General features: G+C 71.7%; 22 protein-coding genes. 14 read left to right on the top strand and 8 right to left on the bottom strand.

Going from position 1 to position 23,420, the window contains the following annotated elements; all coding sequences use genetic code 11:
- Positions 1–43: 43 nt before the first annotated feature.
- Entirely contained in the window at positions 44–238 is a 195-nt protein-coding gene (locus FHX81_RS13685; RefSeq protein ID WP_141978452.1) for a ferredoxin, read from the bottom strand.
- A complete protein-coding gene (locus tag FHX81_RS13680) occupies positions 235–1,434 on the bottom strand; it encodes a cytochrome P450 (protein WP_141978450.1) in 1,200 nt (399 codons plus the stop codon). The genes FHX81_RS13685 and FHX81_RS13680 overlap by 4 nt, the downstream gene beginning before the upstream one ends.
- Before the next feature lie 185 nt (positions 1,435–1,619).
- Between FHX81_RS13680 and FHX81_RS13675 the strand changes: the two genes are divergently transcribed.
- The 3 genes from FHX81_RS13675 to FHX81_RS13665 are packed head-to-tail and all read left to right on the top strand — an operon-like array spanning position 1,620 to position 3,576.
- The gene (locus tag FHX81_RS13675; RefSeq protein ID WP_141983927.1) at positions 1,620–2,492 is read left to right on the top strand and encodes an ABC transporter ATP-binding protein; all 873 of its coding nucleotides are present in this window, start codon (positions 1,620–1,622) and stop codon (positions 2,490–2,492) included.
- Positions 2,489–3,340 carry an ABC transporter permease gene (locus FHX81_RS13670; protein ID WP_246107801.1) on the top strand — a complete coding sequence of 284 codons (852 nt, stop codon included), beginning with the start codon at positions 2,489–2,491 and terminating at the stop codon, positions 3,338–3,340. The genes FHX81_RS13675 and FHX81_RS13670 overlap by 4 nt, the downstream gene beginning before the upstream one ends.
- The gene (locus FHX81_RS13665) at positions 3,337–3,576 is read left to right on the top strand and encodes a helix-turn-helix transcriptional regulator (RefSeq protein ID WP_033437276.1); all 240 of its coding nucleotides are present in this window, start codon (positions 3,337–3,339) and stop codon (positions 3,574–3,576) included. Before FHX81_RS13670 ends, FHX81_RS13665 begins: the two co-directional genes overlap by 4 nt.
- A 314-nt stretch (positions 3,577–3,890) precedes the next feature.
- Here FHX81_RS13665 and FHX81_RS13660 read toward each other — a convergent pair whose 3' ends face one another.
- On the bottom strand, positions 3,891–4,475 hold the full coding sequence (locus tag FHX81_RS13660; RefSeq protein WP_211363481.1) for a TetR/AcrR family transcriptional regulator: 585 nt from the start codon (positions 4,473–4,475) through the stop codon (positions 3,891–3,893).
- 59 nt (positions 4,476–4,534) lie between these two features.
- On the opposite strand from FHX81_RS13660, the gene FHX81_RS13655 reads away from it, so the two are divergent.
- The 5 genes from FHX81_RS13655 to FHX81_RS13635 all read left to right on the top strand — a co-directional run bounded on the left by FHX81_RS13655 (position 4,535) and on the right by FHX81_RS13635 (position 9,865).
- Entirely contained in the window at positions 4,535–5,638 is a 1,104-nt protein-coding gene (locus FHX81_RS13655; protein ID WP_141978448.1) for an FAD-dependent monooxygenase, read from the top strand.
- A 201-nt stretch (positions 5,639–5,839) separates the two neighbouring features.
- Positions 5,840–7,000: a nitric oxide synthase oxygenase gene (locus FHX81_RS13650; RefSeq protein ID WP_141978446.1), complete on the top strand. Its 1,161-nt coding sequence runs from the start codon at positions 5,840–5,842 to the stop codon at positions 6,998–7,000.
- Positions 7,001–7,083: 83 nt separating this feature from the next.
- Positions 7,084–8,181: a Re/Si-specific NAD(P)(+) transhydrogenase subunit alpha gene (locus tag FHX81_RS13645; RefSeq protein ID WP_141978444.1), complete on the top strand. Its 1,098-nt coding sequence runs from the start codon at positions 7,084–7,086 to the stop codon at positions 8,179–8,181.
- Positions 8,178–8,501, top strand: a complete 324-nt coding sequence (locus tag FHX81_RS13640) for an NAD(P) transhydrogenase subunit alpha part 2 (RefSeq protein WP_425473817.1) — start codon at positions 8,178–8,180, stop codon at positions 8,499–8,501. Before FHX81_RS13645 ends, FHX81_RS13640 begins: the two co-directional genes overlap by 4 nt.
- Entirely contained in the window at positions 8,498–9,865 is a 1,368-nt protein-coding gene (locus FHX81_RS13635) for an NAD(P)(+) transhydrogenase (Re/Si-specific) subunit beta (RefSeq protein WP_141978440.1), read from the top strand. Before FHX81_RS13640 ends, FHX81_RS13635 begins: the two co-directional genes overlap by 4 nt.
- Here the strand turns inward: FHX81_RS13635 and FHX81_RS13630 are convergent.
- Both FHX81_RS13630 and FHX81_RS13625 read right to left on the bottom strand, forming a co-directional pair.
- Complete coding sequence (locus FHX81_RS13630; RefSeq protein ID WP_141983924.1) at positions 9,862–11,910, bottom strand: EAL domain-containing protein; 2,049 nt, start codon at positions 11,908–11,910, stop codon at positions 9,862–9,864. The genes FHX81_RS13635 and FHX81_RS13630 overlap by 4 nt on opposite strands.
- A 5-nt stretch (positions 11,911–11,915) precedes the next feature.
- Positions 11,916–12,722: an SAM-dependent methyltransferase gene (locus FHX81_RS13625; protein ID WP_141978438.1), complete on the bottom strand. Its 807-nt coding sequence runs from the start codon at positions 12,720–12,722 to the stop codon at positions 11,916–11,918.
- A gap of 467 nt (positions 12,723–13,189) precedes the next feature.
- On the opposite strand from FHX81_RS13625, the gene FHX81_RS13620 reads away from it, so the two are divergent.
- Genes FHX81_RS13620 through crcB form a run of 3 tightly spaced genes read left to right on the top strand, consistent with a single transcriptional unit; the run spans position 13,190 to position 14,299 of the window.
- A complete protein-coding gene (locus tag FHX81_RS13620; protein ID WP_141978436.1) occupies positions 13,190–13,627 on the top strand; it encodes a MarR family winged helix-turn-helix transcriptional regulator in 438 nt (145 codons plus the stop codon).
- Positions 13,617–13,970 (top strand): fluoride efflux transporter FluC, encoded by a 354-nt coding sequence (locus tag FHX81_RS13615; protein ID WP_141978434.1) that lies wholly within the window; start codon positions 13,617–13,619, stop codon positions 13,968–13,970. Before FHX81_RS13620 ends, FHX81_RS13615 begins: the two co-directional genes overlap by 11 nt.
- Positions 13,967–14,299, top strand: a complete 333-nt coding sequence (gene crcB / locus FHX81_RS13610; RefSeq protein WP_141978432.1) for a fluoride efflux transporter CrcB — start codon at positions 13,967–13,969, stop codon at positions 14,297–14,299. Before FHX81_RS13615 ends, crcB begins: the two co-directional genes overlap by 4 nt.
- Here the strand turns inward: crcB and FHX81_RS13605 are convergent.
- From FHX81_RS13605 to FHX81_RS13595, 3 genes are all read right to left on the bottom strand, one after another.
- Positions 14,289–16,964 carry an NACHT domain-containing protein gene (locus tag FHX81_RS13605; protein ID WP_141978430.1) on the bottom strand — a complete coding sequence of 892 codons (2,676 nt, stop codon included), beginning with the start codon at positions 16,962–16,964 and terminating at the stop codon, positions 14,289–14,291. The genes crcB and FHX81_RS13605 overlap by 11 nt on opposite strands.
- Before the next feature lie 3 nt (positions 16,965–16,967).
- Entirely contained in the window at positions 16,968–19,217 is a 2,250-nt protein-coding gene (locus FHX81_RS13600; protein ID WP_141978428.1) for a HelD family protein, read from the bottom strand.
- Between the two features lie 225 nt (positions 19,218–19,442).
- Positions 19,443–20,282, bottom strand: coding sequence for an SGNH/GDSL hydrolase family protein (locus tag FHX81_RS13595; protein ID WP_246107800.1), 840 nt, complete (start codon positions 20,280–20,282; stop codon positions 19,443–19,445).
- 211 nt (positions 20,283–20,493) lie between these two features.
- Here FHX81_RS13595 and FHX81_RS13590 point away from each other — a divergent pair, with 211 nt between their 5' ends.
- The 3 genes from FHX81_RS13590 to FHX81_RS13580 all read left to right on the top strand — a co-directional run bounded on the left by FHX81_RS13590 (position 20,494) and on the right by FHX81_RS13580 (position 23,413).
- A complete protein-coding gene (locus FHX81_RS13590; protein ID WP_246107799.1) occupies positions 20,494–21,180 on the top strand; it encodes a hypothetical protein in 687 nt (228 codons plus the stop codon).
- 250 nt (positions 21,181–21,430) lie between these two features.
- On the top strand, positions 21,431–21,997 hold the full coding sequence (locus tag FHX81_RS13585; RefSeq protein ID WP_246107798.1) for a TetR/AcrR family transcriptional regulator: 567 nt from the start codon (positions 21,431–21,433) through the stop codon (positions 21,995–21,997).
- 54 nt (positions 21,998–22,051) lie between these two features.
- On the top strand, positions 22,052–23,413 hold the full coding sequence (locus FHX81_RS13580) for a dihydrolipoyl dehydrogenase family protein (protein WP_141983922.1): 1,362 nt from the start codon (positions 22,052–22,054) through the stop codon (positions 23,411–23,413).
- Positions 23,414–23,420 lie beyond the last annotated feature (7 nt).

The following is a 23,420-nucleotide window of genomic DNA, read 5'->3' as shown; positions in this document are numbered from 1 at the left end:
GACCACCGCCGGGACCGCCCGCGGACGGCCCCGGCAGCCCTGGTCACTCCAGGACGCGGATCGCGCCGGCCGGGCACAGGTGCGCCGCTTCACGCGCCGCCTTCTCGTGCTCGCCCGTCGGTGACGGCTCCAGCAGCACGACCGTCCCGTCCACCTCGTCCTGGTCGAACACGGCCGGGTCGGTCAACGCGCACATCCCCGACCCCGCGCAGCGGTCCGGATCGACTTCGATCTTCACGAGAACTCCACCGGCAGTTCGTGCACCCCGTAGATCGCCATGTCGGTGCGGAGTTTGACATCCTCGGCGGGCACCGCCAGCCGCAGGTCCGGGAACTCCCGGAACAACGCGCTGAACCCGACCCGCATCTCGATCCGGGCGAGCTGCTGGCCCAGGCACTGGTGCACGCCGTGGCCGAACCCGAGGTGCCCGGACGCGGACCGGTGGACGTCGAACTCGTCCGGCCGCTCGAACCGCGCCGGGTCCCGGTTGGCGGCGGCCACCGAGATGGAGACCGACTCACCCGCCCGGACCACCACGCCGCCGACCTCCACGTCCTCCAGGGCCGTGCGCACCGTGCCGAACTGGATGATCGTCAGGTACCGCATCAGCTCCTCGACCGCGTTGTCCACCAACGACGGGTCGGCCCGCAGCGCCGCGAGCTGGTCGGGCCGCTGCAACAGCAGCAACGTCCCGATGCCCAGCATGTTCGCCGTGGTCTCGTGGCCCGCGACGAGCAGCAGCAACCCCATGTTGGCGACTTCGGAGTCGGTCAGCTCGCCGGTGGCGACCAGCCCGGTCAGCATGTCGTCGCCCGGCTCCACGTGCTTGCGCTCGGCCAGCCGGAGCACGAAGTCCTCCAGCCGCTCGAACGCCGCCATGATCTCGTCCATCGTGGAGTCCAGGCTCAGCAGCTTCGCCGTGTCCTGCTGGAACGCCTCACGGTCCTCGTAGGGCACCCCCAGCAGCTCGCAGATCACCATCGACGGCACCGGCAGCGCGAAGTTCGCCACCAGGTCCGCGGGCGACCCGGCCGCCCGCAGCGCGGCCAGGTGCTCGGCCACGATCTGCTCGATCCGCGGCAGGAGCTGGTTCATCCTCCGCACGGTGAACTGCCCGGTGAGCAGCTTGCGGTAGCGGGTGTGGTCGGGCGCGTCCATCCCGATGAACATGCCCGGCTTGGCCGGCGGCCGTTGCGCCACCGGCTCGCCGCCGACCGTCCGCGGCGAGTGCTGGAGCTCGACCCGGCTGCTGAACCGGCGGTCCGCGTGCACCTCGCGGGCCAGCTCGTAGTTGGTCACGAGCCACCCCAGGTGCCCGTCGGGGAACTTCATCCGGCTGATCGGCGCCCGTTCGCGGAGCAACCCCAACTCCGCGGGCGGGTCGAACGCCGTGGGGCGTTGCGTGGGCAGCTCGGAGTACAGCGTTTCGGTCATCTCGCACACCTCCCAGTGCGTTAAGGGACCTACTTCGCAACATACAGAAGTTTCACGAACCCGTGAAGTAAATATGGCGTAGGGAAGGGGTGTAGTACGACTGATAGCAGATGTGCTACAAAATGACCGAGAACTCTGACAGGGGGAGGTGAGGGTCCTTGGTCATCGAGGTGCGCGATCTGCGGATGCGCTACGGCACGACGGACGTGCTGCACGGGGTCGACTTCACCGCGGGCCCGGGTGAGGTGGTGGCCCTGCTGGGGCCCAACGGCGCGGGCAAGACCACGACGATCGAGATCCTGGAGGGCTTCCGGCTGCCCTCCGACGGCCACGTGCGGGTGCTGGGCGTCGACCCGGCGACCGGCGACGAGGCCTGGCGCGCCCGGCTCGGCGTGGTGCTCCAGTCCTGGCGCGACCACGGCCGCTGGAAGGTGCGCGAGCTGCTGCACCACCTCGGCCGCTACTACGAGCCCTACGCGACGCCGGGCCAGTCCCGGCCGTTCGACACCGACGAGCTGATCGAGACCGTCGGCCTGGCCGAGCACGCGCACAAGAAGGTCGGCAGCCTGTCCGGCGGCCAGCGGCGGCGGCTGGACGTGGCGATCGGCATCGTCGGCAAGCCCGACCTGCTGTTCCTGGACGAGCCGACGGCCGGGTTCGACCCGCACGCGCGCCGCGACTTCCACGACCTGGTGCACCGGCTGTCGGACCTGGAGGGCATGACGATCCTGCTCACCACGCACGACCTGGCGGAGGCCGAGAAGCTGGCCGACCGGATCCTGGTGCTCGCGGGCGGCCGGATCATCGCCGACGGCAGCCCCGACCAGCTCAGCCGTCAGGTCGAGGGCAAGTCCGAGGTCCGCTGGACGCACGACGGCCTGCGGCACGTGCACACGACCGACGACGCGACGGCGTTCGTGCGCGACCTGTTCCGGCAGCACACCAGCGGCATCTCCGAGCTGGAGGTGCGCCGCAGCACGTTGGAGGACACCTACATGGCACTCGTGCAGCGGCACGAGAGCGGGCAGGCGACGGAAGAGGAGGTGGCGCTGCGGTGAACACCAAGGCCCAGGCGATCCGGCTCGGCGTGGACCGCGGCGTGCGCGAGTTCCGCCACTCCATGGGCAGCTCGGACCAGTGGTACAACGTGTTCACCGGGCTCGCCGCGCTGACCGTGCTGTGGTTCCAGCGCGACTCGTCGGTCGAGGGCTCCGGCGTCTCGCTCGCCACGCTCACCCTGCCCAGCATGCTCGGCATGGGGATGGTGTTCGGTGCCCTGGTCGGTCCCGCGGGCCAGCTCTCGACCAACCGCGAGGACGGCACGCTGCTGCGCGCCAAGGCGGTGCCGAACGGCATGATCGGCTACCTGGTCGGCCGGACCGTGCAGACGTCGCTGGACTCGCTGTCGGGTCTGGTGGTCGTGCTGGTGCCCGGCCTGTTCCTGGTGAACGTGCTGGCGGGCGCGGGTGTGGGCGGTGTCCTCGGCCTGGCCGCCGTGCTGGCGCTCGGCATGGCGTCGATGCTGCCCTGGGGCGCGGTGGCCGGGTCGATCACCAAGAGCCCCGGCGGCGCGATGGGCATCACCATGCTGCCGATGATGGGCATCATCGCGATCTCGGGCATCTTCTACCCGATCACCGCGATGCCGGGCTGGTTGCAGGGCGTGGCCCAGGTGTTCCCGGTGTACTGGGCGGGGCACGGCGCCAGGGCGGCGCTGCTGCCGGACGCGGCGGCGGCCGCGGAGCTCGGCGGCACCTGGCGGATCACGGAGATGGTGGGCGTGCTCGGGGTGTGGGCGGTGGTCGGCTTCGTGCTAGCGCCTACGATCCTGCGTCGGATGGCTCGCCGGGAGTCCGGATCGGATATGGAGCAGCGCCGACAGGCGGCGCTGCAGAGGGTGCGATGAGCGAAAGCGTCTACAACCGGATCGCGATGCTGCGCGCGGAACGGGGTGTGTCACGCCGGCAGCTCTCCGAGGCGTTGGGCATCCACTACCAGACCGTGGGCTACCTCGAACGGGGTGAGTACAGCCCCAGCCTGTACCTGGCGCTGCGCATCGCGCAGTACTTCGAGGTGCCGGTGGAGGTCGTGTTCTCGACCGACCCGTTCCCCCGGCTGGGCAGCTCCGAGCGGTCCGCGTAGACGAGGGAGGGGGCGGTGCCGACGCGCACCGCCCCCTTCGCGCCACCCCGGCCCGGCCTCGATCACGTCGGTCGAGGAGCCTGCCGACGCCGAGGTCCTCCAGGCGTGTCGCGTTCAGGGCCTGCTCGACGATCTCCGCGAGGCCGGGGTCGACCGCGTGGCCGACCCGGTGGCCGCGCGGGAATCTCCGCATGACTGGAGGACGGCTCGAGAACCTCGTCACGCGTCGTGCGCGGGGGGTGGACGGCTGCCTCCTGCCCAGAGGGGAGGGCCCGGAACACCCACATGCCTACGACGGTGGCGACGGGCGCCACTCACCTCCCGAGCACGCCGCGCAGCGCCGCGCGGATCGCGGCGGTCAGCTCGGCCACGCTCTCCGGCGTCCCGGGCGCGGGTGCGCCGAGCGCGCCCGCGCCGACCAGCCGGTCGAACAGCAGGCCGTCCACGAACGCCACCAGCTCCCGGCTCTGCCGCTCGGGGTCGGGTGCGCCCAACGCCGCCAGCAGCTCCCGAGCCTGGGCACGCGGTTGTTCGCCGTGGGCCAGGATGCCGCGCAGCTCGTGGTGGTGGGTGGCCTCCAGCAGGCACGCGTACCGGGCCAGCGTGCGCTCGCGGCCGGTGGTCATCCACCGGTCCAGCACGTGCGCGACCGACTCGGCGAGCAGGTCGGGGTCGAGCGGGACGGTCAGCCGGGCCTCCGCGACCTCGGCGGTGTCGAGGTCGGCGAGCCGCTGCACCACGCCCTCGACCAGCGCTTTGCGGGTGCGGAAGTAGGCCGAGGTCGAGCCGGTCGGCACGCCCGCCTGCGCGTCCACCGCGCGGTGGGTCAGCCCGCGCATGCCCTTGGTGGCCACCACGTGGATCGCCGCGTCGGCGAGGGCCGCCATGCGCTCCGTCACAGTGCGTCCTCCTTCTACAGCTGTAGAGTACTGGTATCTACAGCTGTAGAAGGAGGGGCATGAAAGCGCTCGTGGTGGGTGGTGGCCTCGGTGGCGTCACGGCGGCGGTCGCGTTGCGGCAGGTCGGCTGGGAGGTCGGGGTGCTGGAACGCGTGCCGGAGTTCGGCGAGGTCGGCGCGGGCGTCGGCGTGATGCCGAACGCCCTGCGGGCCCTGGCGGCGCTGGGGCTGGCCGACGAGGTGCGGCGGATCGGCACGCCCCGCGTGCCCGGCGGCATCCGCGACCCGAGGGGCCGGACGCTGACGCGGGTCGACGCCTCGCACGAGGACCACGTGGTCGCGGTGCACCGGGCCGACCTGCACCGGGTGCTGCGGTCGGCGCTGCCGCCGGCGTGCCTGGTCACCGACACCGAGGTGACGGACGTGGACGACCTGGACGCCGACCTCGTGGTCGCGGCGGACGGCCTGCGCAGCCGAACCCGGCAGGCGCTGTTCCCGGGAATGCCCCAGCCGGTGTACACGGGCACCACGGCGTGGCGCAGCGTGACGAGAGCCGTGTTCCCCCGCGACCTCGGCCTCGGCCAGACCCTCGGTCCCGGCGCCGAGTTCGGCGTCCTCCCGCTCGGTGACGGTCGGGTCTGCTGGTACGCGGCCACGACCGCCCCTGCCGGTGGCCGTTCGGCGGACGAGCTGGGCGAGGTCCGCCGGCTCGTCGCCGACTGGCACGACCCGATCCCGGACCTGCTGGACGCCACGCCACCCGAGGCCGTGCTGCGGCACGACATCCACGAGCTGGCCGCGCCGCTGCCGACCTACGTGCGCGGCCGGGTGGCGCTGCTCGGCGACGCGGCCCACGCGATGACGCCCTACCTGGGCCAAGGCGCGTGCATGGCGATCGAGGACGCCGTGGTGCTGGCCGCCGTGTGCGCCCGCGCCGACGACGTGGCCGGCGCGCTCGCGGAGTACGACCGGCAACGCCGGCCGCGCACGCAGTCGATGGCGAAGGCGTCGCGGATGCTCGGGAGGGTGGGGCACAAGCTGCGGAACCCGGTGCTCGTGAAGGCGCGTGACACCGCCATGCGCGCCGTCCCGCCGTCGATCGGGCTGCGCGGGATGGCCCGGTTCATGGCGTGGACGCCGCCGTCGCTGTCACCCGATAGGTGAATATGCTGCTGTGAGGTAAATCACAAGTAACCGCCGCGATTCGGCTGGATAACGATCGAATATCACTCGTTTCCGCTGGAAGCCTCACCCTTCTGCGCGATCAAGCGCTTACTGTCCGCCATCAGCAGTAGGTCTTGAATGCACTTCGGCACCCGGCACGGCGGTGCAGCGACGGCGAAGGTCCAACTACGGTGTCCCGCCATGGCCCCCGTCCCCTCGTGTCCGGCTGAAGCCATCCCCCTGCACGACTCCGCCGCGCCCACCGTCGACCTCGCCGAGGCCGAGGAGTTCCTCCGCCTGCACCACTCCGAACACCCCGAACTCGGTCCCGTCGAGTACCGCCTCGCCGAGATGCACGCCGAAGTCGCGGCGACCGGCACCTACCGCCACACGCCCGACGAGCTGACGTTCGGCGCACGGGTGGCGTGGCGCAACAGCGCGCGCTGCATCGGCCGGCTGTACTGGCGCAGCCTCAAGGTCCGCGACCTGCGCGACCTGCGCGATCCCAAGGAGGTCGCGGACGAGTGCGTCGAGCACCTCGAGCTCGCCGGCAACGGCGGCAAGGTCCGCCCGGTGATCAGCGTGTTCGCCCCCGACGAGCCCGGCAGGCCCGCCCCGCGGATCCGCAACGAGCAGCTGATCCGGTACGCGGGCTACGTCGGCTCGGACGGCGGCGTGCTGGGCGACCGGCGCAACGTCGAGCTGACCGCCGCGGCGATCGACCTGGGGTGGCGCCCGCCCGCCCGGCGCGGGCCGTTCGACGTGCTGCCGCTGATCGTGGAGCGCGAGGACGCCGAGCCGGCCATGGTCGAGCTGCCGCCCGACGCGGTGCTGGAGGTGCCGATCGGGCACCCCGAGCTGCCGTGGCTGGCCGACCTCGGGCTGCGCTGGCACGCCGTGCCCGCGATCAGCAACATGCGCCTGCGCATCGGCGGGATCGACTACCCGGCCGCGCCGTTCAACGGCTGGTACATGGGCACCGAGATCGGCGCGCGCAACTTCGCCGACGTCGACCGCTACGACCTGCTGCCCTACCTGGGCAGGCGGATGGGGTTGGACACCTCGTCGGTGCGGACGCTGTGGAAGGACCGCGTGCTGGTCGAGCTGAACCGCGCGGTGCTGCACTCGTTCACCCAGGCCGGCGTGACGATCACCGACCACCACACCGAGTCCGACCGGTTCCTCACCCACGTCGAGAAGGAGGAGGCGGCGGGCCGGTCGTGCCCGGCGGACTGGACGTGGATCGTGCCGCCGATGTCGAGCGGCATCACCAGCGTCTTCCACCGGTACTACGACAAGCGCGAGCTGGTGCCGAACTTCTTCCCCGGCGACACCGAGGGCGTCTGCCCGGTGATCCACTGAAGGTCTCAGCAAGACGTATGTACGGTTAACGTTAAAGCCCACGTGTGGCGTAGATCACCTCGGCCCGGCTAGGGTGACTCTCCGTGAGAGTGGGCATACCCGTCGAGGCGCGGCCCGCTGAGCGCCGCGTAGCCGGTCTACCGGAAACGGTGACCACGCTGATCGGTGCCGGACTCACGGTCGACGTGCAAGCCGGAGCGGGCCGACACGCCCACGCCTCCGACGCCGCCTACCGCGCAGCCGGTGCGAACGTCGTCGCCGACCACCCGGCCGGGCAGTCCGACGTGATCGTCTCCGTCCAACCGCCGACCCCCGAGCAGGCCGCCGCCCTCCGCGAGGGCGACATCACGGTCAGCTTCCTCCAGCCGGCCGCCGAGCCCGAGCTCATCGAGGTGCTCAAGGACCGGAAGGTCACCGCGTTCAGCCTCGACCTGCTGCCCAGGGTGACCAGGGCGCAGTCCGCGGACGCCCTGTCGTCGCAGGCGCTCGTGGCGGGCTACCGGGCGGTGATGGAGGCGGCGAGCCGGCTGCCGAAGTTCCTGCCCATGTTCACCACGGCGGCGGGCACGATCCCGCCCGCCAAGGTGCTCGTCCTCGGTGCGGGCGTGGCCGGCCTCCAGGCCATCGCCACAGCCCGACGCCTCGGCGCCGTGGTCGAGGCCTACGACGTGCGCGCCGCGGCCAAGGAAGAGGTGAGGAGCCTCGGCGCGCGGTTCCTCGAACTGGACCTCGAAACCCAGCGGGGCGTGTACGCCGAAGCGCAGTCGGAGACGTTCCTGGAACGCCAGCGCGAGCTGATCGCGGACCGGGTCGCCGCCTCCGACGTGGTGATCTCGACCGCCGCCATCCCGGGCCGCAAGGCGCCCGTGCTGGTCACCAACGACATGCTCAAGGCGATGGCGCCGGGCTCGGTGGTGGTCGACCTGGCCGCCGAGTCCGGCGGCAACGTCACCGCGAGCAGCCCCGGCGAGGAGACCTGGGTCGGCGAGGTGCTGGTCTACGGCGCGAAGAACATGCCCAGCAGCATGCCCGTGCACGCCAGCAGGCTCTACGCGCGCAACGTGGCCAACCTCCTGATGATGATGACGGAGGACGGTCAGGTGGTCCCCGACCTCACCGACGAGGTGCTGTCCGGCTGCTGCCTCACGCACGCGGGCGAGCTGAGGAGGGAGCTGCCGTGATCGACCTGTTGACGATCTTCGTGCTGGCCGTGTTCGTCGGCTTCGAGGTCGTGTCGAAGGTGTCCACGATCCTGCACACGCCGCTGATGTCCGGCGCGAACGCGATCCACGGCGTGATCCTGGTCGGCGCCATCCTCATCACCGGCCGCGCCGAGCACGCGCTGGAGGTCACCCTCGGCCTGCTGGCGGTCTTCCTGGCCACGGTGAACGTGGTCGGCGGCTTCGTGGTCACCGACCGGATGCTGGAGATGTTCAAGGGCCACAAGGGCGGCAAGCCCGTGAAGAGCGCGACCAACGGGCACAAGGAGGTGGGGGAGTGAGCCCCACCTGGGTCCAGCTCGCGTACCTGGTCGCCGCGCTGTGCTTCGTGCTGGCGCTCAAGGGCCTGAGCACGCCGAAGTACGCCCGCGCGGGCAACCTGCTGGGCGCGGCGGGCATGGCGCTGGCCGTGGTCACCGCCTACGTCGACGGCGCCGTGCACAACGGCCCGCTGATCCTGGTGGCCGTGGTCGCGGGGGTGGCCGTGGGCATCCCGGCCGCGCGGTCGGTGAAGATGACCGCGATCCCGCAGATGGTGGCGCTGTTCAACGGCGTGGGCGGCGCGGCGGCGGCGCTGGTGGCGTTGACCGAGTTCCTGGCCGTGCCGCACGGCTCGGTGCTGTTCCAGGTCGCCACCGTGCTCACCGTGCTGATCGGCTCGGTCAGCTTCTCCGGCAGCGTGGTCACGTTCCTCAAGCTCCAGGAGGTCATGACCACCCGGCCCGTGCTGCTGCCCGCGGGCCAGTTCCTCGGCATCGGCGTGGCCGCGGTGAGCGCGCTGCTCGCGCTGTCGGTCGTGCTGACCGGGAACAGCGCGCTGCTGGTGCTGCTGGCGCTGGCGGGTCTCGCGCTGGGCGTGCTGTTCGTGCTGCCGGTGGGCGGCGCGGACGTGCCGATCGCGATCTCGCTGCTCAACGCGTTCACCGGCCTGGCCGTCGCCGCGTCCGGCTACGTGCTGGCCAACACCCTGCTGATCGTCTCCGGCACGCTCGTCGGCGCGTCCGGCACGATCCTGACCCGGCTGATGGCCCAGGCCATGGGTCGGCCGCTGACCAACATCCTGTTCGGCGCGTTCCAGACGACCACGGCGACCGCGGCCACCGAGGAGCAGCGCACCGTCCGCTCCGGCACCGTCGAGGACGTGGCGATCCTGCTCGGCTACGCCCACTCCGTGCTGGTGGTACCCGGCTACGGCCTCGCCGTGGCGCAGGGCCAGCACGCGGCACGGGAACTGGCTCAGGTGCTGGAGCAGCGCGGCATCACCGTCCACTACGGCATCCACCCCGTCGCGGGCCGGATGCCGGGCCACATGAACGTGCTGCTCGCCGAAGCGGACGTGCCGTACGAGCACCTCAAGGAGCTCGACGACGTCAACCCCGGCATCGGCAGCGTCGACGTGGTGCTGGTGGTCGGCGCGAACGACGTGGTCAACCCGGGCGCGCGGGACGAGCCGAGCAGCCCGATCTACGGCATGCCGATCTTCGACGTGGACCGGGCCAAGGCCGTGGTGTTCATGAAGCGCTCGATGCGGCCGGGCTTCGCGGGCGTGGACAACAGCCTGCTCTACAACCCGAAGACCACCATGCTGTTCGGCGACGCCAAGGAGTCGCTGACCAAGCTGCTGGCCGCGGTGAAGCAGGTCTAGGAACCGGCCAGCTCGTAGGACGGCACGGCGGGCGCGAGGTGGTCGCCGAACGCGGCGTCCGCCTCGACCCGCGTCCACCACCGCGTCCGGTCCTCCGTGGACAGGTCCGGCACCAGCACCGCCACCCCGGACGAGCGGAGCAGCGCCACCATCCGCTCCACCGCGGTGTGCAGGAACGACTCGGGCCGCTCGGCGAGCCGGCTCACCACCGACGGGTCGAGCACCAGCGCGTCCACCGGCAGCTCGTCCAGCAGCGACAGCTCGGCCTGCCCGCCGTTGAACCGGGTCAGCCCGGTGGCGATCCCGTTGTCCCGCAACACCTGCGCGTTGTCCTCGCCCACGCCTTCGAGCATCGAGCGGGTGTCCAGGAAGATCCGCAGCCGGGACGCGGGCAGCCCGGTCTCGGCCAACGTCCCCATCACCGTGCGGACGAGGTCCTCGTCGCGCGACTGCATCGGCGACAGCTCGAAGAACAACGCGCCGAACGACTCCGGTCCGTTCGCGTCGGCCGCCGCCTCGCGCAGCGCCCACTGGCCCAGCGCCAGGGACAGCCCGGTCTCCTCGGCCAGCGCCACGCACTCGTCGTGCCCGGCGTCGTCCCACCGCAGCCGGGCCACGTGGCCGAGCACCCGCCCGTCGGCCAGGCCGACCACGGGCTGGTACTCGACCTCCAGCTCCCGTTCGGCCAGCGCGCCGGGCATCCGCGCGGCCCGCGCCTGCCGCTCCCGCAGCGCCTGGTCGGCGTGCCGGTCGTAGGTCAGCCACTGCCGCTTGCCGACCGCCTTGGCCCGGCGCAGGGTCGCGCCGCCCGCGCGCAGGATCTCCGCGACGTCCCACCCGGCGGGCGGCCGGTCGACCACGCCGATGGACGCGGACACGGCCACGCCGGTGTCCATCGGCCGCTGCAACGCCTCGTTGATCCGGTCGACCATGGCGGGCACGGTCGGCGTCCCCGGCGCGTTGTCCACCACGATGGCGAACTCGTCGCCGCCCATCCGGGCGACCAGCGCGACCTCGTCCGCCACCACGGCTTCGAGCCGGTGGCCGACCTCGGTGAGCAGCCGGTCGCCGACCGCGTGCCCGAGGCCGTTGTTCACCAGCGAGAACGCGTCGAGGCCGAGGTGGTAGAGCGTGATGCCGGCGCGTGACGTGCCGTGCAGGGCCTCCAGCCGGGTGGCGAAGCGCTGCCGGTTGGACAGGCCGGTGAGCGAGTCGTGCAGCAGCTGGAAGTCCAGGTTCTTCTGCAGCAGGTGCAGTTCGCTGACGTCCTCGACCATGGTCACGTGGTACGCGGGCTCGCCGTCCGCGTCGCGCAGCAACGACACCGCCAGGTGCGCCCACACCGGCTCGCCGTCCTCGCGCAGCAACCGCCGCTGCTCGCGGACGCGCGCCACCCGGCCCGCGCCCACCGCCCGGTACGTCGTCGCCAGCCCTTCGGCGTCCGCCGGGTCGAACAGCTCGACCAGCCGCCGGCCGGTGAGCTCGCCGCGGTCGCGGCCGATCATCTCGGCCAGGGCCTCGTTCACCTCGACGCACCGGCCGTCCAGGTCGGTGATCACGATGCCGAACGCGGAGGAGTCGAACACCTCGCGGAACCTGGCCTCGCTCACCTTGAGCACGCGCTCGGCCCGCAGCTTGGCCGCCATGAGCGCGCGCTTGACCTCTTCCTGCTGGTCGAACGCGTCCAGCCGCATCGCGGTGGCGAAGCCGGTGCTGACGCTGCCCAGGATGGCGACGACCTTCTCCGCCAACCGCGGCACGTCCCGCAGCTCGGGGCTGAACAGCAGCGCGTGCCCGAGCACGTCCACCGTGCGCTGCAAGGTGTCCGGACCGGTGAAGTGCGCCTGGACCAGCCGACGGCCGACCCCGTCGACCGCGTCGACGGCGAACGGCTCGGCCTGCACCGCGTCGGCGATCACGTCCACGAGCTCGAGCAGGAACAGCTCGATCTCGATCGGCGACATCGGCACGTACGCGGTGGCGTACACCGCCCGCATCCACTCGCGCGCGATGTCCTGCCGCCGGGTCCGAGCAGGTGGCGACACGTCGCTCACGCCTTGCGCCCCACTCCGGCGAAGATCCCCGCCCGCTCGGAGTCCTCTTCGAGGGCGCCTTCCTCCGGCCGCCACAGCGGCAGCGGCACCACGCCGGGCTCGACCAGGTCGAGACCCTCGAACAAAGCGCTGATCTCGGCGTGGGTGCGGGGGTACATCGGGTTCGCGCTGTCCCGCATCACGGCCACGACCCCGGACATCTCCTCGGGTTGCAGGTCGGAGGTGAACTGGGACAGGGCCAGGAAGCTGCCCGGCGGCACGGCGTCGCGGTAGGCGGCGACCACGCCGGCCGGGTCGCGGTCGGGCGGCACGAAGTGGAACACCCCGACGGCGAGCACGCCGATCGGCTCGGCGAAGTCGATCAGACCGGTGGCGCGCACTCCCGCCAGCACCGCGTCCGGGTCGGTCATGTCCTCCTGGAGGATCGTGGACCGGTCGTCCTCGGCCAGGAGCATCCGGCTGTGCGCGACGGCGACGTCCTCGTAGTCCACGTACACCACGCGCGACCCGGGCGCGGCCCGGTGCGCGATCTCGTGCACGTTGCCGACGGTCGGGATGCCGGAGCCCAGGTCGAGGAACTGCCGCACGCCCGCGTCGACCAGGTGCAGCACGGCCCGGCGCAGGAACGCGCGGTTGAGGCGGGCGATGGTGCGGGCGTTGGGCTGGGCGAGGAGGAACTTCTCCGCGAGCTCCCGGTCGGCGGCGAAGTTGTGCCCGCCGCCGAGCAGGTAGTCGTAGAGCCGCGCGGCGCTGGGCAGTCCGGTGTCGACCTCGTCGGGGACCCAGCTCAGCCGTTCCGCCACCGATTCCTCACCCGTGTGTGTGCCCCTGCGAGCCCTTCGCCCCACTGGGGCGAGGTTACTGATCCGGCGGGACGAGGGGGCAGGGGACGGGGGTGCTTGTCCCCGATCGGCGTACAAACGATCAGTCCGGTGATCACTCTGAGTGGGTCGGATGCCACTCTCGGTCCCTGTCGCGGGTGGCCGGGCCGCGGCCCTTTCGAGGCCACTGTGGACAGTGGGCCCGGCCGCGCGGGTGGTGCGGCGGGATCGTCTCGCCATGCGGGCGGGTGGAGTGTGACGCGGCTCGCGTCGAACCGGCCTCGCGCGGCACCCGGCCACGCCGTCGCGATGGCCGGTCGAGGTGTTCCACCGCAGGTGGAACGCCCGGGGCGACCAGGCCGATCCGCCGGCGAGCGGCCGTGGCGGACGGTCGTTCGCACCCGGACCGGATCGGTGTCCGACATGGTGCGACCCAGTACCCTTCCCGCATGTCAGACGAGGCACGCTCGCTCACCGACGTGGTCACGAGGCTCCGCCGGGCGCTGCGCACGAGCATCCGGTCGGAATGGCCGTGGGACTCCCTGCCGATGGCGCAGGTCGAGCTGCTCCAGACGCTCGCCGAGCGCCCTCCGATGCGCGTGGGCGACCTCGCCGCCGAGTTGCGGCTCGCGCCGAACACGGTCAGCGGGCTCGTCGGCCAGCTCATCGAGAACGGCTTGGTCGAGCGGGGCGGCGACCCCAGCGACCGCCGCGTGGCCCGGCTCTCCGTGACACCGCAGGGGCACGAGCAGTTGGCCGTCTGGCAGGCCGCGCACGAGAAGCGCATCGGCTCCGCGCTGGACAAGCTCGACCCGGGCGAGCGCGCCGACGTGGTCCGCGCCCTGGCCGCGCTCGACCACCTGGTGGACCACCTGCGTGCGAACTGAAGCCCGCACCGTCGCGGCCGTCGCGCTGGGCGGCGGCCTCGGCGGCCTGGCGCGCTACGGCCTCACCGCGGTGGCGCCCGGTCCTTGGGGCACGCTGCTGGTCAACGTCGTGGGCTGCGCGTTGATCGGCGTGCTGATGGTCCTGGTGCCCCGCCTGCACCCGCTCGCGCGGCCGTTCCTCGGGATCGGCGTGCTGGGCGGCTTCACCACGTTCTCCGGCTACGCGCTGGACGCCGTGCGGCTGGGCGGCCTCACCGCGTTCGCCTACCTGGTCGCGACGCTGCTCCTGGCGCTGGGCGCGACGTTCGCCGCCATGGCCGCGACCCGCCGGGTGGCGCCGTGACCGTGCTGCTGGTCTTCGTCGGCGCGGCGGTCGGCGCGTCGCTGCGCCACGCCGCGAGCCGGGTGCTCCCGCGGTCGTTCCCCTGGGCCACCCTCGCGGTCAACGTCGTCGGCTCGTTCGTGCTGGGCTGCGTCGCAGGCGCGTCACCGGACCTGGTCGCGCTGCTCGGCACCGGCCTGTGCGGCGGCCTCACGACCTACAGCACGTTCAGCTACGAGACGATCCGGCTGGCGGAGGACGGCCGCTACCGGCAGGCGTTCGCCAACGTCGCCGCGAGCCTCACCACCGGCGTGGCCGCCGCCGCCCTCGGCTACGCCCTCACCCGATGACGTTGAACTCTCGACGCATCCACCGGTCGAGGAAGTCTCGCACCTCTTCGGGCACACCCATCTCCTCCAACGTCCTCAGCGCATCGCGTCGAGCGAGGTGGTGCTTCCGGCCGTGCACCAGGTCGAACATCAGCTGTGGCACGTCACCGACGTGGAACAGGCCAGGTCGTTGCTCGTAGGTCTCGAGGTCGGGAAGCTGGAGCAGCAGCTCAGCCCCGTGCGGTCCCCAGAGGTCCAGGAACCTGAACAGCTGGTCTACCTCCTCCGCCAGATCCTCCTCCGGGTCCGGGTCGTCCGCCGGGCCCGGGTCCTGCGGCATGTCGAACCACCACCACTTGTCGGAAATCCACGGCAGGTCGGCGTCGATGAACAGTTGGGGGTCCACCGAGCACCACTTGTCGAGTTCCGTTTCGACGAGCGGTGGAACCTCGGCTGGTCGCATGTAGGCGACTTTCGGGCCGAACTCGGAAAGGGCGCGTCCGAGGTCGTGGTGCAGTGGCTCGGCATCCTCGTCGTCGCTGGTGAAAGGCCACTCCGCCATCGGCACCGCAGCCAGTCCCAGGCGGTACCACAGCACGTCGGCCGCCTGGTTGCCCTGGCTCGCCAGCTCCCGCAGCACTGCCGTGATCGTGTCGTGCACTACTGCCTCGTTGGCCGGCAAGCAGTGGTACGCAGCGCCGAGCAGTGGAGTGTCGTGACCTGGTCGGGTCTCGCCGTGCCAAGTCAAGAACAGCGACTCGACCGGCATCGAGGTCGCCGCACGGACCAGGGCCTCGACCAGCGAGCGGAGCACCCCCGGCGTCGGGACCAGGTAACCGAGCGTTCGGGCGGCGAAGTCGAGCAAGGTCGTGTCGCCGTTCTGGACGACCAATCGCAGGACTTCGCTCGCGCCGTCGTCCCGATGCTGGTCGAGCAGTTGAAGTGCGATCTGCGCGACGACTTCCCACTGCCCCGCGACGACCTCCGGCGCCAGCACCGACCACAGCTCCTCGGGCGTCGGGTGGGTGCGCACCAGATGCTCGGCGGCGAAGTACTCCATGAAGGTCCGGTGTGCGAAGCCGTACCGAGCCTCGGTGGCGCCGCCACCGATGTCGGTCAGCACCCAGGGGCGGCCCGAGCAGAAGTCCACGAACCGCTCGGCCTCCTCTTCCGCCTCGTCGGGCCGGTACTCCTTGTGCTCCAGGAACGTCGTCAACATGCGGACCACCTGGCCGCGCGGCCAGCCGACGCCGGACGACTCGGCGGTGAACTGCTGCCATGCCAGGTACCCGACGGCGCTGCGCAACCGGCCCTGGAAGCGGGGCATGCTCGTCAAGCCGCGCCGACGGTCCCACTGCTCGAAGAGCATCACAGCGCACTTCTCGTACACCTGCGCCAGGTTGTTGGGGATGTAGTGCTCGTGCGCGTACATGTTGCACAGCAGTGCCAACAGCAGGGGGTTGGCTCGCAACTCACCGACCGATTCGCTCTCGCGGAAGAAGGCGTCCGCCATCGCCGGGCGTTCGCGTTCAGCCACCGTCTCGCTCAGCGCGAACCAGTTCCGGGCGTACCGCCTCACCTGGTCGTCGTCGAACCGCTTGATGGTGCCGGTGCTGAAGAGCCCGCTGTCGAGCGGGGCGTCGGTGTAGCCGATCTTGCGAGCGGTGACCACTACGGGCACCAGGGGGTAGAGGCGGGTGAAGGACTCCACCAGCCGCGCGAAGCGCTCACGGAGTTCCGGCTCGACCAGTTCGTCAACGCCGTCGAGGATGACGACCGCACGGCCGTTGCCCAGCAGGTACTCGATGGCGTCTTCGGGCGGAGTGACGTTGTACGGCTCCTGGCACGACTTGGCCAGGTACCAGGCCAGTCCTCGCCCACCTTCGCGGAACGAAGCGGTGAAGTTGCGCAGGACCAGCATCAACGGTACACGGCCGTCATCGCCAATCGCGATGTCCCGGGCGAGCTTGGCCGCCAAGGTCGACTTCCCGGCGCCAGGATCACCCAGGATCACCGACCGGCGACCGGGTGAGGTCAGGTCGGACAGCCCTTGCAACGACGGCTGCACGTACAGCTCCGAGTACGGCACGGACCGGTGCAGGCCGAGGTGCGGCATGCGGATCACCGCGTGCTCCTGCGCGACCTGACTCCGCAGCAGCTCCCCGAACTGGTGGAAACCGGCCAACGACCCGGTCCGGCCCAGCAACTGGGTGTTGCTCGCCGCCGCCGCGACGAGGTGTGCCACACCGGCGGCGGTGGTCGTGTCGACGTCACCGGCGCGCAGGCCCCGGGTCTCCTCTTGCACAGCGACGAGCAGTGACCCCAGCACCACGTCGGCGCCGATGGTCAACTGCTCCGGGCGTAGATCCGCCGCGTGGCGAAGGCCGAGCCGGATCTCCTCGCGGAGGGTCGGCTCGATCTTCTCGGCTTCCCGGTCGCGGAGCAGCCGCCACAACGTCAGTTGCAGCGCGACTTCCTCGAAGTCCGGTGACCTCAGGTACCGCAGCAGCGACTCGGCCTGCGGACCGTCCAGTGACGCCAGGAAGTCGTCGGCCACACGCCGCGCCGTCAAGGTCCGGCTGTCGTCACGCGTCTTCTTGGCGCCCCAGTGCCGCCGAGCCGCGCCGAACAGCTTCGATCCAGCGGTGGCGGCGGTGCGTCCCGCCGCTGCCTCGATCCCGGTCACCGGTCACACGGTAGCCAACCTCGCCAGCACCTCCGGCAGGTCGCCGGTGTGCACGACGCCGAGCCGTTGCGTGGCCCGGGTCAGCGCCACGTACAGGTCGCTCGCGCCGCGCGGCGACTCGGCGAGGATGCCCGCCGGGTCGACCACCAGCACCGAGTCGAACTCCAGGCCCTTCGCGTCGGTCACGCCCAGCACGACCACCTGCGCGTCGAGGTCGTCGGAGGCGCCCGGGACGGTGGAGCGCAGCGACGCCACCGACGCCGCGGGCACGATCACGGCCAGCTTGCCGTCCCCGATCGCGGCGACCTCCTTGCCCGCCAACGACGGCAGCGCCTCGGCCACCGACGGCACCCGCAGGCTCCACGGTCGGAAACCGCTGTCCCGCACCGAGGTCGGCGGGACCAGGTCCGGGTCGACCGACGCGAGCACGTCCGCCGCGACGGCCATGATCTCCGACGGCGTCCGGTAGTTGACCGTCAGCTCGGTGAGCTTCCAGCGGTCCATCACGTACGGCGACAGCACCTCGTGCCACGACGACGCGCCCGCGATGTCGCCGGTCTGCGCGATGTCGCCGACCACGGTCATCGACTTGGACGGGCACCGGCGCATCAGCGTCCGCCACGCCATCGGCGACAGCTCCTGCGCCTCGTCCACGATCACGTGCCCGAACGTCCACGTCCGGTCCGCCGCCGCGCGCTCGGCCGCCGTCTCGTAGCGCTCCGCGCCGTGCCGCTCGGCCAGCCGGTAGGCGTCCACCAGGTCGGTCGCCATCAGGATGTCCGGGTCGGCGTCGTCCTCCAGGTCGAGGATGTCCAGCACGCCCTGGGCGTAGTCGATCGCCTGCCGCCGCTGCCGCTCGGCCCGCGCCTTGGCCTCGGTGTCGTCCTCGCCGAGCAGCTCGGCCGCCTCGTCCAGCAGCGGCACGTCGGCGGGCGTCCACTCGGCACCGCGCGGGCGGACCAGCAGTTCGCGCTCGGCGGGGGTGAACTTCGGCGCGGCCTTGGCGATGAGCTTCGGCGACGCGAACAGGTCCTCCAGCAGCCGCTGCGGCGTCAACGTCGGCCACAGCTTCTCGATCGCGGCCTGCACCGCCGGGTCCTCGCGCAGCTCGCGCCGGATGTCGTCGACGTCGGCCTGGTCGAGCAGGTGTCTGCCGAGCCGGGACACCGCCTGCGAGGCCAGTGTGGAGATGATCTCCCGCTGGAACGCGCGCCGCGCCTCGTTGTGCGGCCGCCGGGTCCGCCGCGCCCGGCCGCGGGCGTCGCTGATCGCCCGCCGGTCCAGCCGCAGCACGTCCTGCTCGAACGGGACCTCGACCAGGCTCGGCGCCTCCTGCCGGTCCCGGATCGCGTGCGCCACCACGTCGGCCATCGCGATGCGGCCCTTGAGCGCGGCCACCTCGGCGGGTTCGCGGCCCACCGCGGTGAGGCCGGGGAACAGCTCGCCGACGGTCGACAGCAGCACGCCGGTCTCGCCCAGCGACGGCAGCACCTGCCCGATGTAGCGCAGGAACGTCGCGTTCGGCCCGACCACCAGCACGCCGCGCTTGGCGAGCTGCCGCCGGTGCGTGTAGAGCAGGTAGGCCGCGCGGTGCAGGGCGACCGCGGTCTTGCCCGTGCCCGGACCGCCCTGCACGACGACCACGCCGTTCAGCTCGGTGCGGATGATCTTGTCCTGCTCGGCCTGGATGGTCGCGACGATGTCGCCCATCTGGCCGGTGCGGCTCGCGTTCACCGCGGCCAGCAGGGTGGCCTCGCCGGTCAGCCCCTCGGAGGGCCGGTTCGGGTCCACCGAGTTGATGTCGAGCAGCTCGTCGTCGAAGCCGACGACCTTGCGCTGCTTGGTCCGCAGGTGCCTGCGCCGGCGCACGCCGTCCGGCGCGGCGGCGGTGGCCAGGTAGAACGGGCGGGCGGCGGGCGCGCGCCAGTCCATCAGCAGCGGCTCGTACTCCTTGTCCTCGTCGAACAAGCCGATCCGGCCGATGTAGAACCGTTCGTCGGTGTGGAAGTCGAGCCGGCCGAAGCACAACCCGTTCTCCACCGCGCTGTACTGCGCCAACTGGTCGGAGTACATGGCCACCGAGGTGTCCCGCTCGGACCGCATCTGGTGCGTTCCGCCGGTTTGCCGCAGCGCGCCGGCCAGGCGCTTCGAGCTCTGCTCGCGGAGGTCGTCCAGCCTGCCGTACAGCATCGACACGTATTCCTGCTCCGACTCGGTTTCCGCGAGCCGGAGGTCATCGGAGGGGCTTGACAACGTGCCTCATTTCTGGATAGCGTGGTTTATCAGCCTGTCTCGCATTGCGGCTGACGGTTCTTAGCGGGCACACCTCTGCGCCCGTCGTGCGCAGAACGTCTAATCTACTACACGTTCTTGGCGCCCGGGTGTGAACAAACCCCGCGATCCCCGCCCGACCCCGTGACGTGCGAAGGCCGCCGCCGAGCGGGTGCTCGGCGGCGGCCTGGTCCCTCGGGGCGGGCGCTACAACCGGTCGGCGACGATCCGGCCGATGGCGACCATGCCGTCCGCGTTCGGGTGCAGCGGCGCGACCGGGCCGGTCGCCGCCACGCCCTCGAACCACCGGTCCCGCGCCGGTGCGCACGCGTCGTGGCCCGCGCTGGGCGGCGCGATGTCGACGAACTCCACGCCGTGCTCGTCCGCCGCGCGGGCGAACACCTCGTTCAGCCGGTACAGGCCGCCTTGCAGGTAGTCCGCGTCACGGCCCCAGATCGGCTGGTCCGGGTAGCAGCCGCCGGGTCGGATGTAAGTGCCGTAGCCGACCACGACGATCCGCGCCTCGGGCGCGCGGGCCGAGATCAGGTCCAGCGCGGCGTCGAACTCGGCGGCGTAGGCGTCGATCCGCTCGGCCAGCTCGTCGCGCCCGTTCGCGGTGAGCTCGTCGCGGCACGACGTGCCCGCCGGCGCGGGCAGCAGGTTGACGCAGCCGCGCGCCAGCTCGACGAACCCGACGTCGTTGCCGCCGATGGTCAGCGTCACCAGGTCGGTCGACGGGCTCAGCGCGTCCGCCTGCGGCTCGTGCGTCCCGCGGATCGTGTCCTGGGGCTCGGCCAGGTTCTCGGTGACGGCGCCGGAGCACGTCATGTCGGTGAGCCGGGCCCCGATGCGCCCGGCCAGCGCGGCCGGCCAGTTGCGCGTCGACCGCAGGCAGCCCGGGTCCTCCACGTCCTGCTGGGGGATGAGCGGTCCCGCGGCGGACGAGTCGCCCAGCGCGACGTACTCGAAGTCCGGTTCGGCGGTCGCCGCGCCGGTCGCCCAGGTGATCGACAGCACCGCCAGCAGTGCGGGTAGCAGCCTGCGCACGAGCGCCTCCTCTTCGTGATCGGGTCGGGGTCCGCTCGACATGATGTGGCCTGCGCCGCGACCGTGCCCCGGTGAGCCGGGGTAGATCACCCGAGAGGGTCGGCGCGCGGCAGCACACCGGGTGAGGGCCCGCCACCCGATGAGCGGCTGTACGAAGGCACGCGGGTGAAACCGGATCACGCTGCCGGGCCGCTCCGGCAGGCTGGGACGCGTGAAGGAGAAGCGCCGGGAGTTGGCGAGGCTGTGCCGCATCGCGGTCGACCGGCCGAGGTGGCAGCTCGGGTTCGCGGTGGTCGTGTCGGCCTGGTCCCTGGCGTGGGTGGTCGGGCAGGCGTTCGGCGCGCCGAGCCCGCTGGAGGTGCTGCCGGTGCGCTGGGCGGGCCTGCCGACGGGCTGGCTGGACGCGACGCGGTCCTGGTTCGACGGCCGCACCGGGTTCCTGGCGGTGGTCGGCGGCCTGCTGTGGGCGATGACGAGCCCGGGCAGCCAGTCGCCCGCGCTGGTCGGCTGGCTCGCGGTGATGGCGGCGGCCGAGGACGTCGGCTACGTGGCGGTGCGGTGGGCGTTGCTGGCGCTGGCGGTGTTCCTGGCGGTGATGGGGCTGGTGTCGCTGACCGGCCGGCGGGCGTTCGTGGTGGACCGGGTCGCGGTCATCCCGCGCGACGTGGCCCGGGCCGGTGCGACCGCCGTGGCGTTGGCCGCCGTGGTGCCGCTCGTCGCGCCGGGACTGGCACTCGTCCGGCTGGTCGGCCCCTACGTGACTCGGCCACCGCGCCGTCGGCCGGGGGCGCCGATCGTCGGCGCGGCGTCGACCGAACGGCCGCCGGCGGCCGTTCCGGCCGGTGGGACACCCGGTGAACTGCAAGAACCGGTTCCGGCGCAGCGCGGCTCGCGGTGACGGCCGGCGGATTCGGCGATGACGTGAGATCACGGGGGTTGGCGGCGGTTCGGTGAGGGTATGCAAATAGTTTTGCACCCCAACAATCCGAACCGAAAGATGAGTCAACCTCACATCACATTCCGGAATCGCCTGTTTGGGCTTACCGGTCCGTATCCATCAAGATGTGCCCGTGCCAGAAAATCCCGCCGAAAACCGCTTAGCCAAGGTGATGCGTCGTCAGCCCGTTCAGCAGCGCGGGGCCGCGACGGTGTCCGCGATTGTCGATGCCTGTGCGACGCTGCTCAACGACTACGACTACGACGACATCACCACCGCTCGGATCGTCGAGCTCGCAGGCGTGCCAATTGGATCGTTCTACCAATACTTCCCGGACAAGCGTTCTGTTGTGCACGCGTTGGCGTTGCGCGGCATGGAGGAGTACCTGGGCCGGGTCGAATCGCTGTTCACCGAGGGTCGGCTCGCCGACGACTGGCGGCAGGCGGTGCAGCAGGTCGTCGGCATCTACCTGCGGATGCTGGTCGAGCTGCCCGGTTTTGGCCGGGTGCGGTTCAGCGACCTGCTCGACGGCCACCGCCTCGACGCCTCCGTGGACCAGTACGAGCTGATGGCCGAACGGCTGCGAGACCTGTTCCTCGGTCGCTTCGCGGTGCGCGGCGACGCACCGGTCACGTTGACGTTCCGGATGGCCGCCCAGACCGCGGACGCGATGTTCAAGCTCGCCGAACGGGTCGAGCCGGACGAGCGCCCGGTGGTGCTGCGCACCGCGGACGGCGTGATCCTGAGGATGCTGGCCGGGGTGTTCGACCCCTCGTGACTTGCCGCGCCGGTCCGGGTGGTGTGGGGTGGACCGGTGAGCGACGACTTCGACGTGATCGTGATCGGCGGCGGCCCGGTGGGCGAGAACGCCGCCGCCCGGACCGCCGCCGGCGGACTGCGGACCGCGTTGGTGGAAGCCGAACGCGTCGGCGGTGAGTGCTCGTACTGGGCGTGCATGCCGAGCAAGGCGTTGCTGCGCCCGGGGCACGCGCTCGCCGCCGCCCGCCGGGTGCCGGGCGTGCCGGTCGGGGCACGCCTGGACCCCGTGGAGGTGTTGAAGCGGCGCAACAGCTTCACCTCCGACTGGGACGACGCGGGCCAGGTCGAGTGGGCCGAGGGCGCCGGGCTGACCGTCGTGCGCGGTCGCGGGCGGCTGGTCGGCGAGCGCCGGGTCGACGTGGACGGGCGTGTGCTGACCGCGACCAAGGCGGTCGTGGTGTGCACGGGCAGCGTGCCGCGCATCCCGTCGCTGCCCGGTCTGGCGGACGTGGCGTACTGGACGTCGCGCGAGGCGACCTCCGCGCAGGAGGTGCCCGAGTCGTTGGTGGTGCTCGGCGGCGGCGTGGTCGGCGTCGAGATGGCGCAGGCGTGGGCCCGGCTGGGGTCCGACGTCACGCTCGTGGTCTCCGGTGAGCGGCCGCTGCCCAAGTTCGAGGCGTTCGCGGGCGACCTGGTCGCGGAAGGGCTGCGCGAGGACGGCGTCCGGATCGTCACCGGGGCCAAGGCGGTCGCGGTGTCCGGTTCGGACGGAGGTGTGGCGCTCCGGCTGTCGGACGGGTCGGAGGTGCGCGGTGCGCACCTGCTGATCGCGACCGGTCGGCAGCCCGCGACCACCGACCTCGGGGTGGAGCGGTTCGGCTTCACGGCGGGCGAGGCGCTGGACGTCGACGACACCGGTCGGGTGTCCGGAGTGGACTGGTTGTACGCCGCGGGTGACGTCACCGGTCGCGCGTTGCTGACGCACCAGGGCAAGTACGCCGCGCGGGCGGTCGGCACGGCGATCGTGACCGACGCGGTCGACCCCGAGCCGTGGACGGCGCCCGTCGCGACGGCGGACCACACGGCCGTGCCGCAGGTGGTGTTCACCGACCCCGAGGTGGCGTCGGTGGGCTGGTCCGAGGCGCAGGCGCGGGAGGCGGGGCTGGAGATCCGGGTCGTCGACCTGGACATCGCGGTGGCCGGTTCGTCGCTGCACGCGGACGGGTACCGGGGCAAGGCGCGCATGATCGTGGACGAGCGCAAGCGCACGCTCGTCGGCGTCACGTTCGCGGGTCCGGACGTGGCGGAGCTGATCCACGCGGCCACCATCGCGATCGTCGGCGAGGTCACCGTGGACCGGTTGTGGCACGCCGTTCCGGCGTACCCCACCATCAGCGAGGTGTGGTTGCGGCTCCTCGAGGCCTACGGCCTCTGACACTCGG

Source organism: Saccharothrix saharensis (assembly GCF_006716745.1).
Lineage (GTDB): Bacteria > Actinomycetota > Actinomycetes > Mycobacteriales > Pseudonocardiaceae > Actinosynnema > Actinosynnema saharense.
The sequence above is the reverse complement of the archived record's forward strand: the minus strand, read 5'-3'. Positions and strand labels throughout refer to the sequence as shown.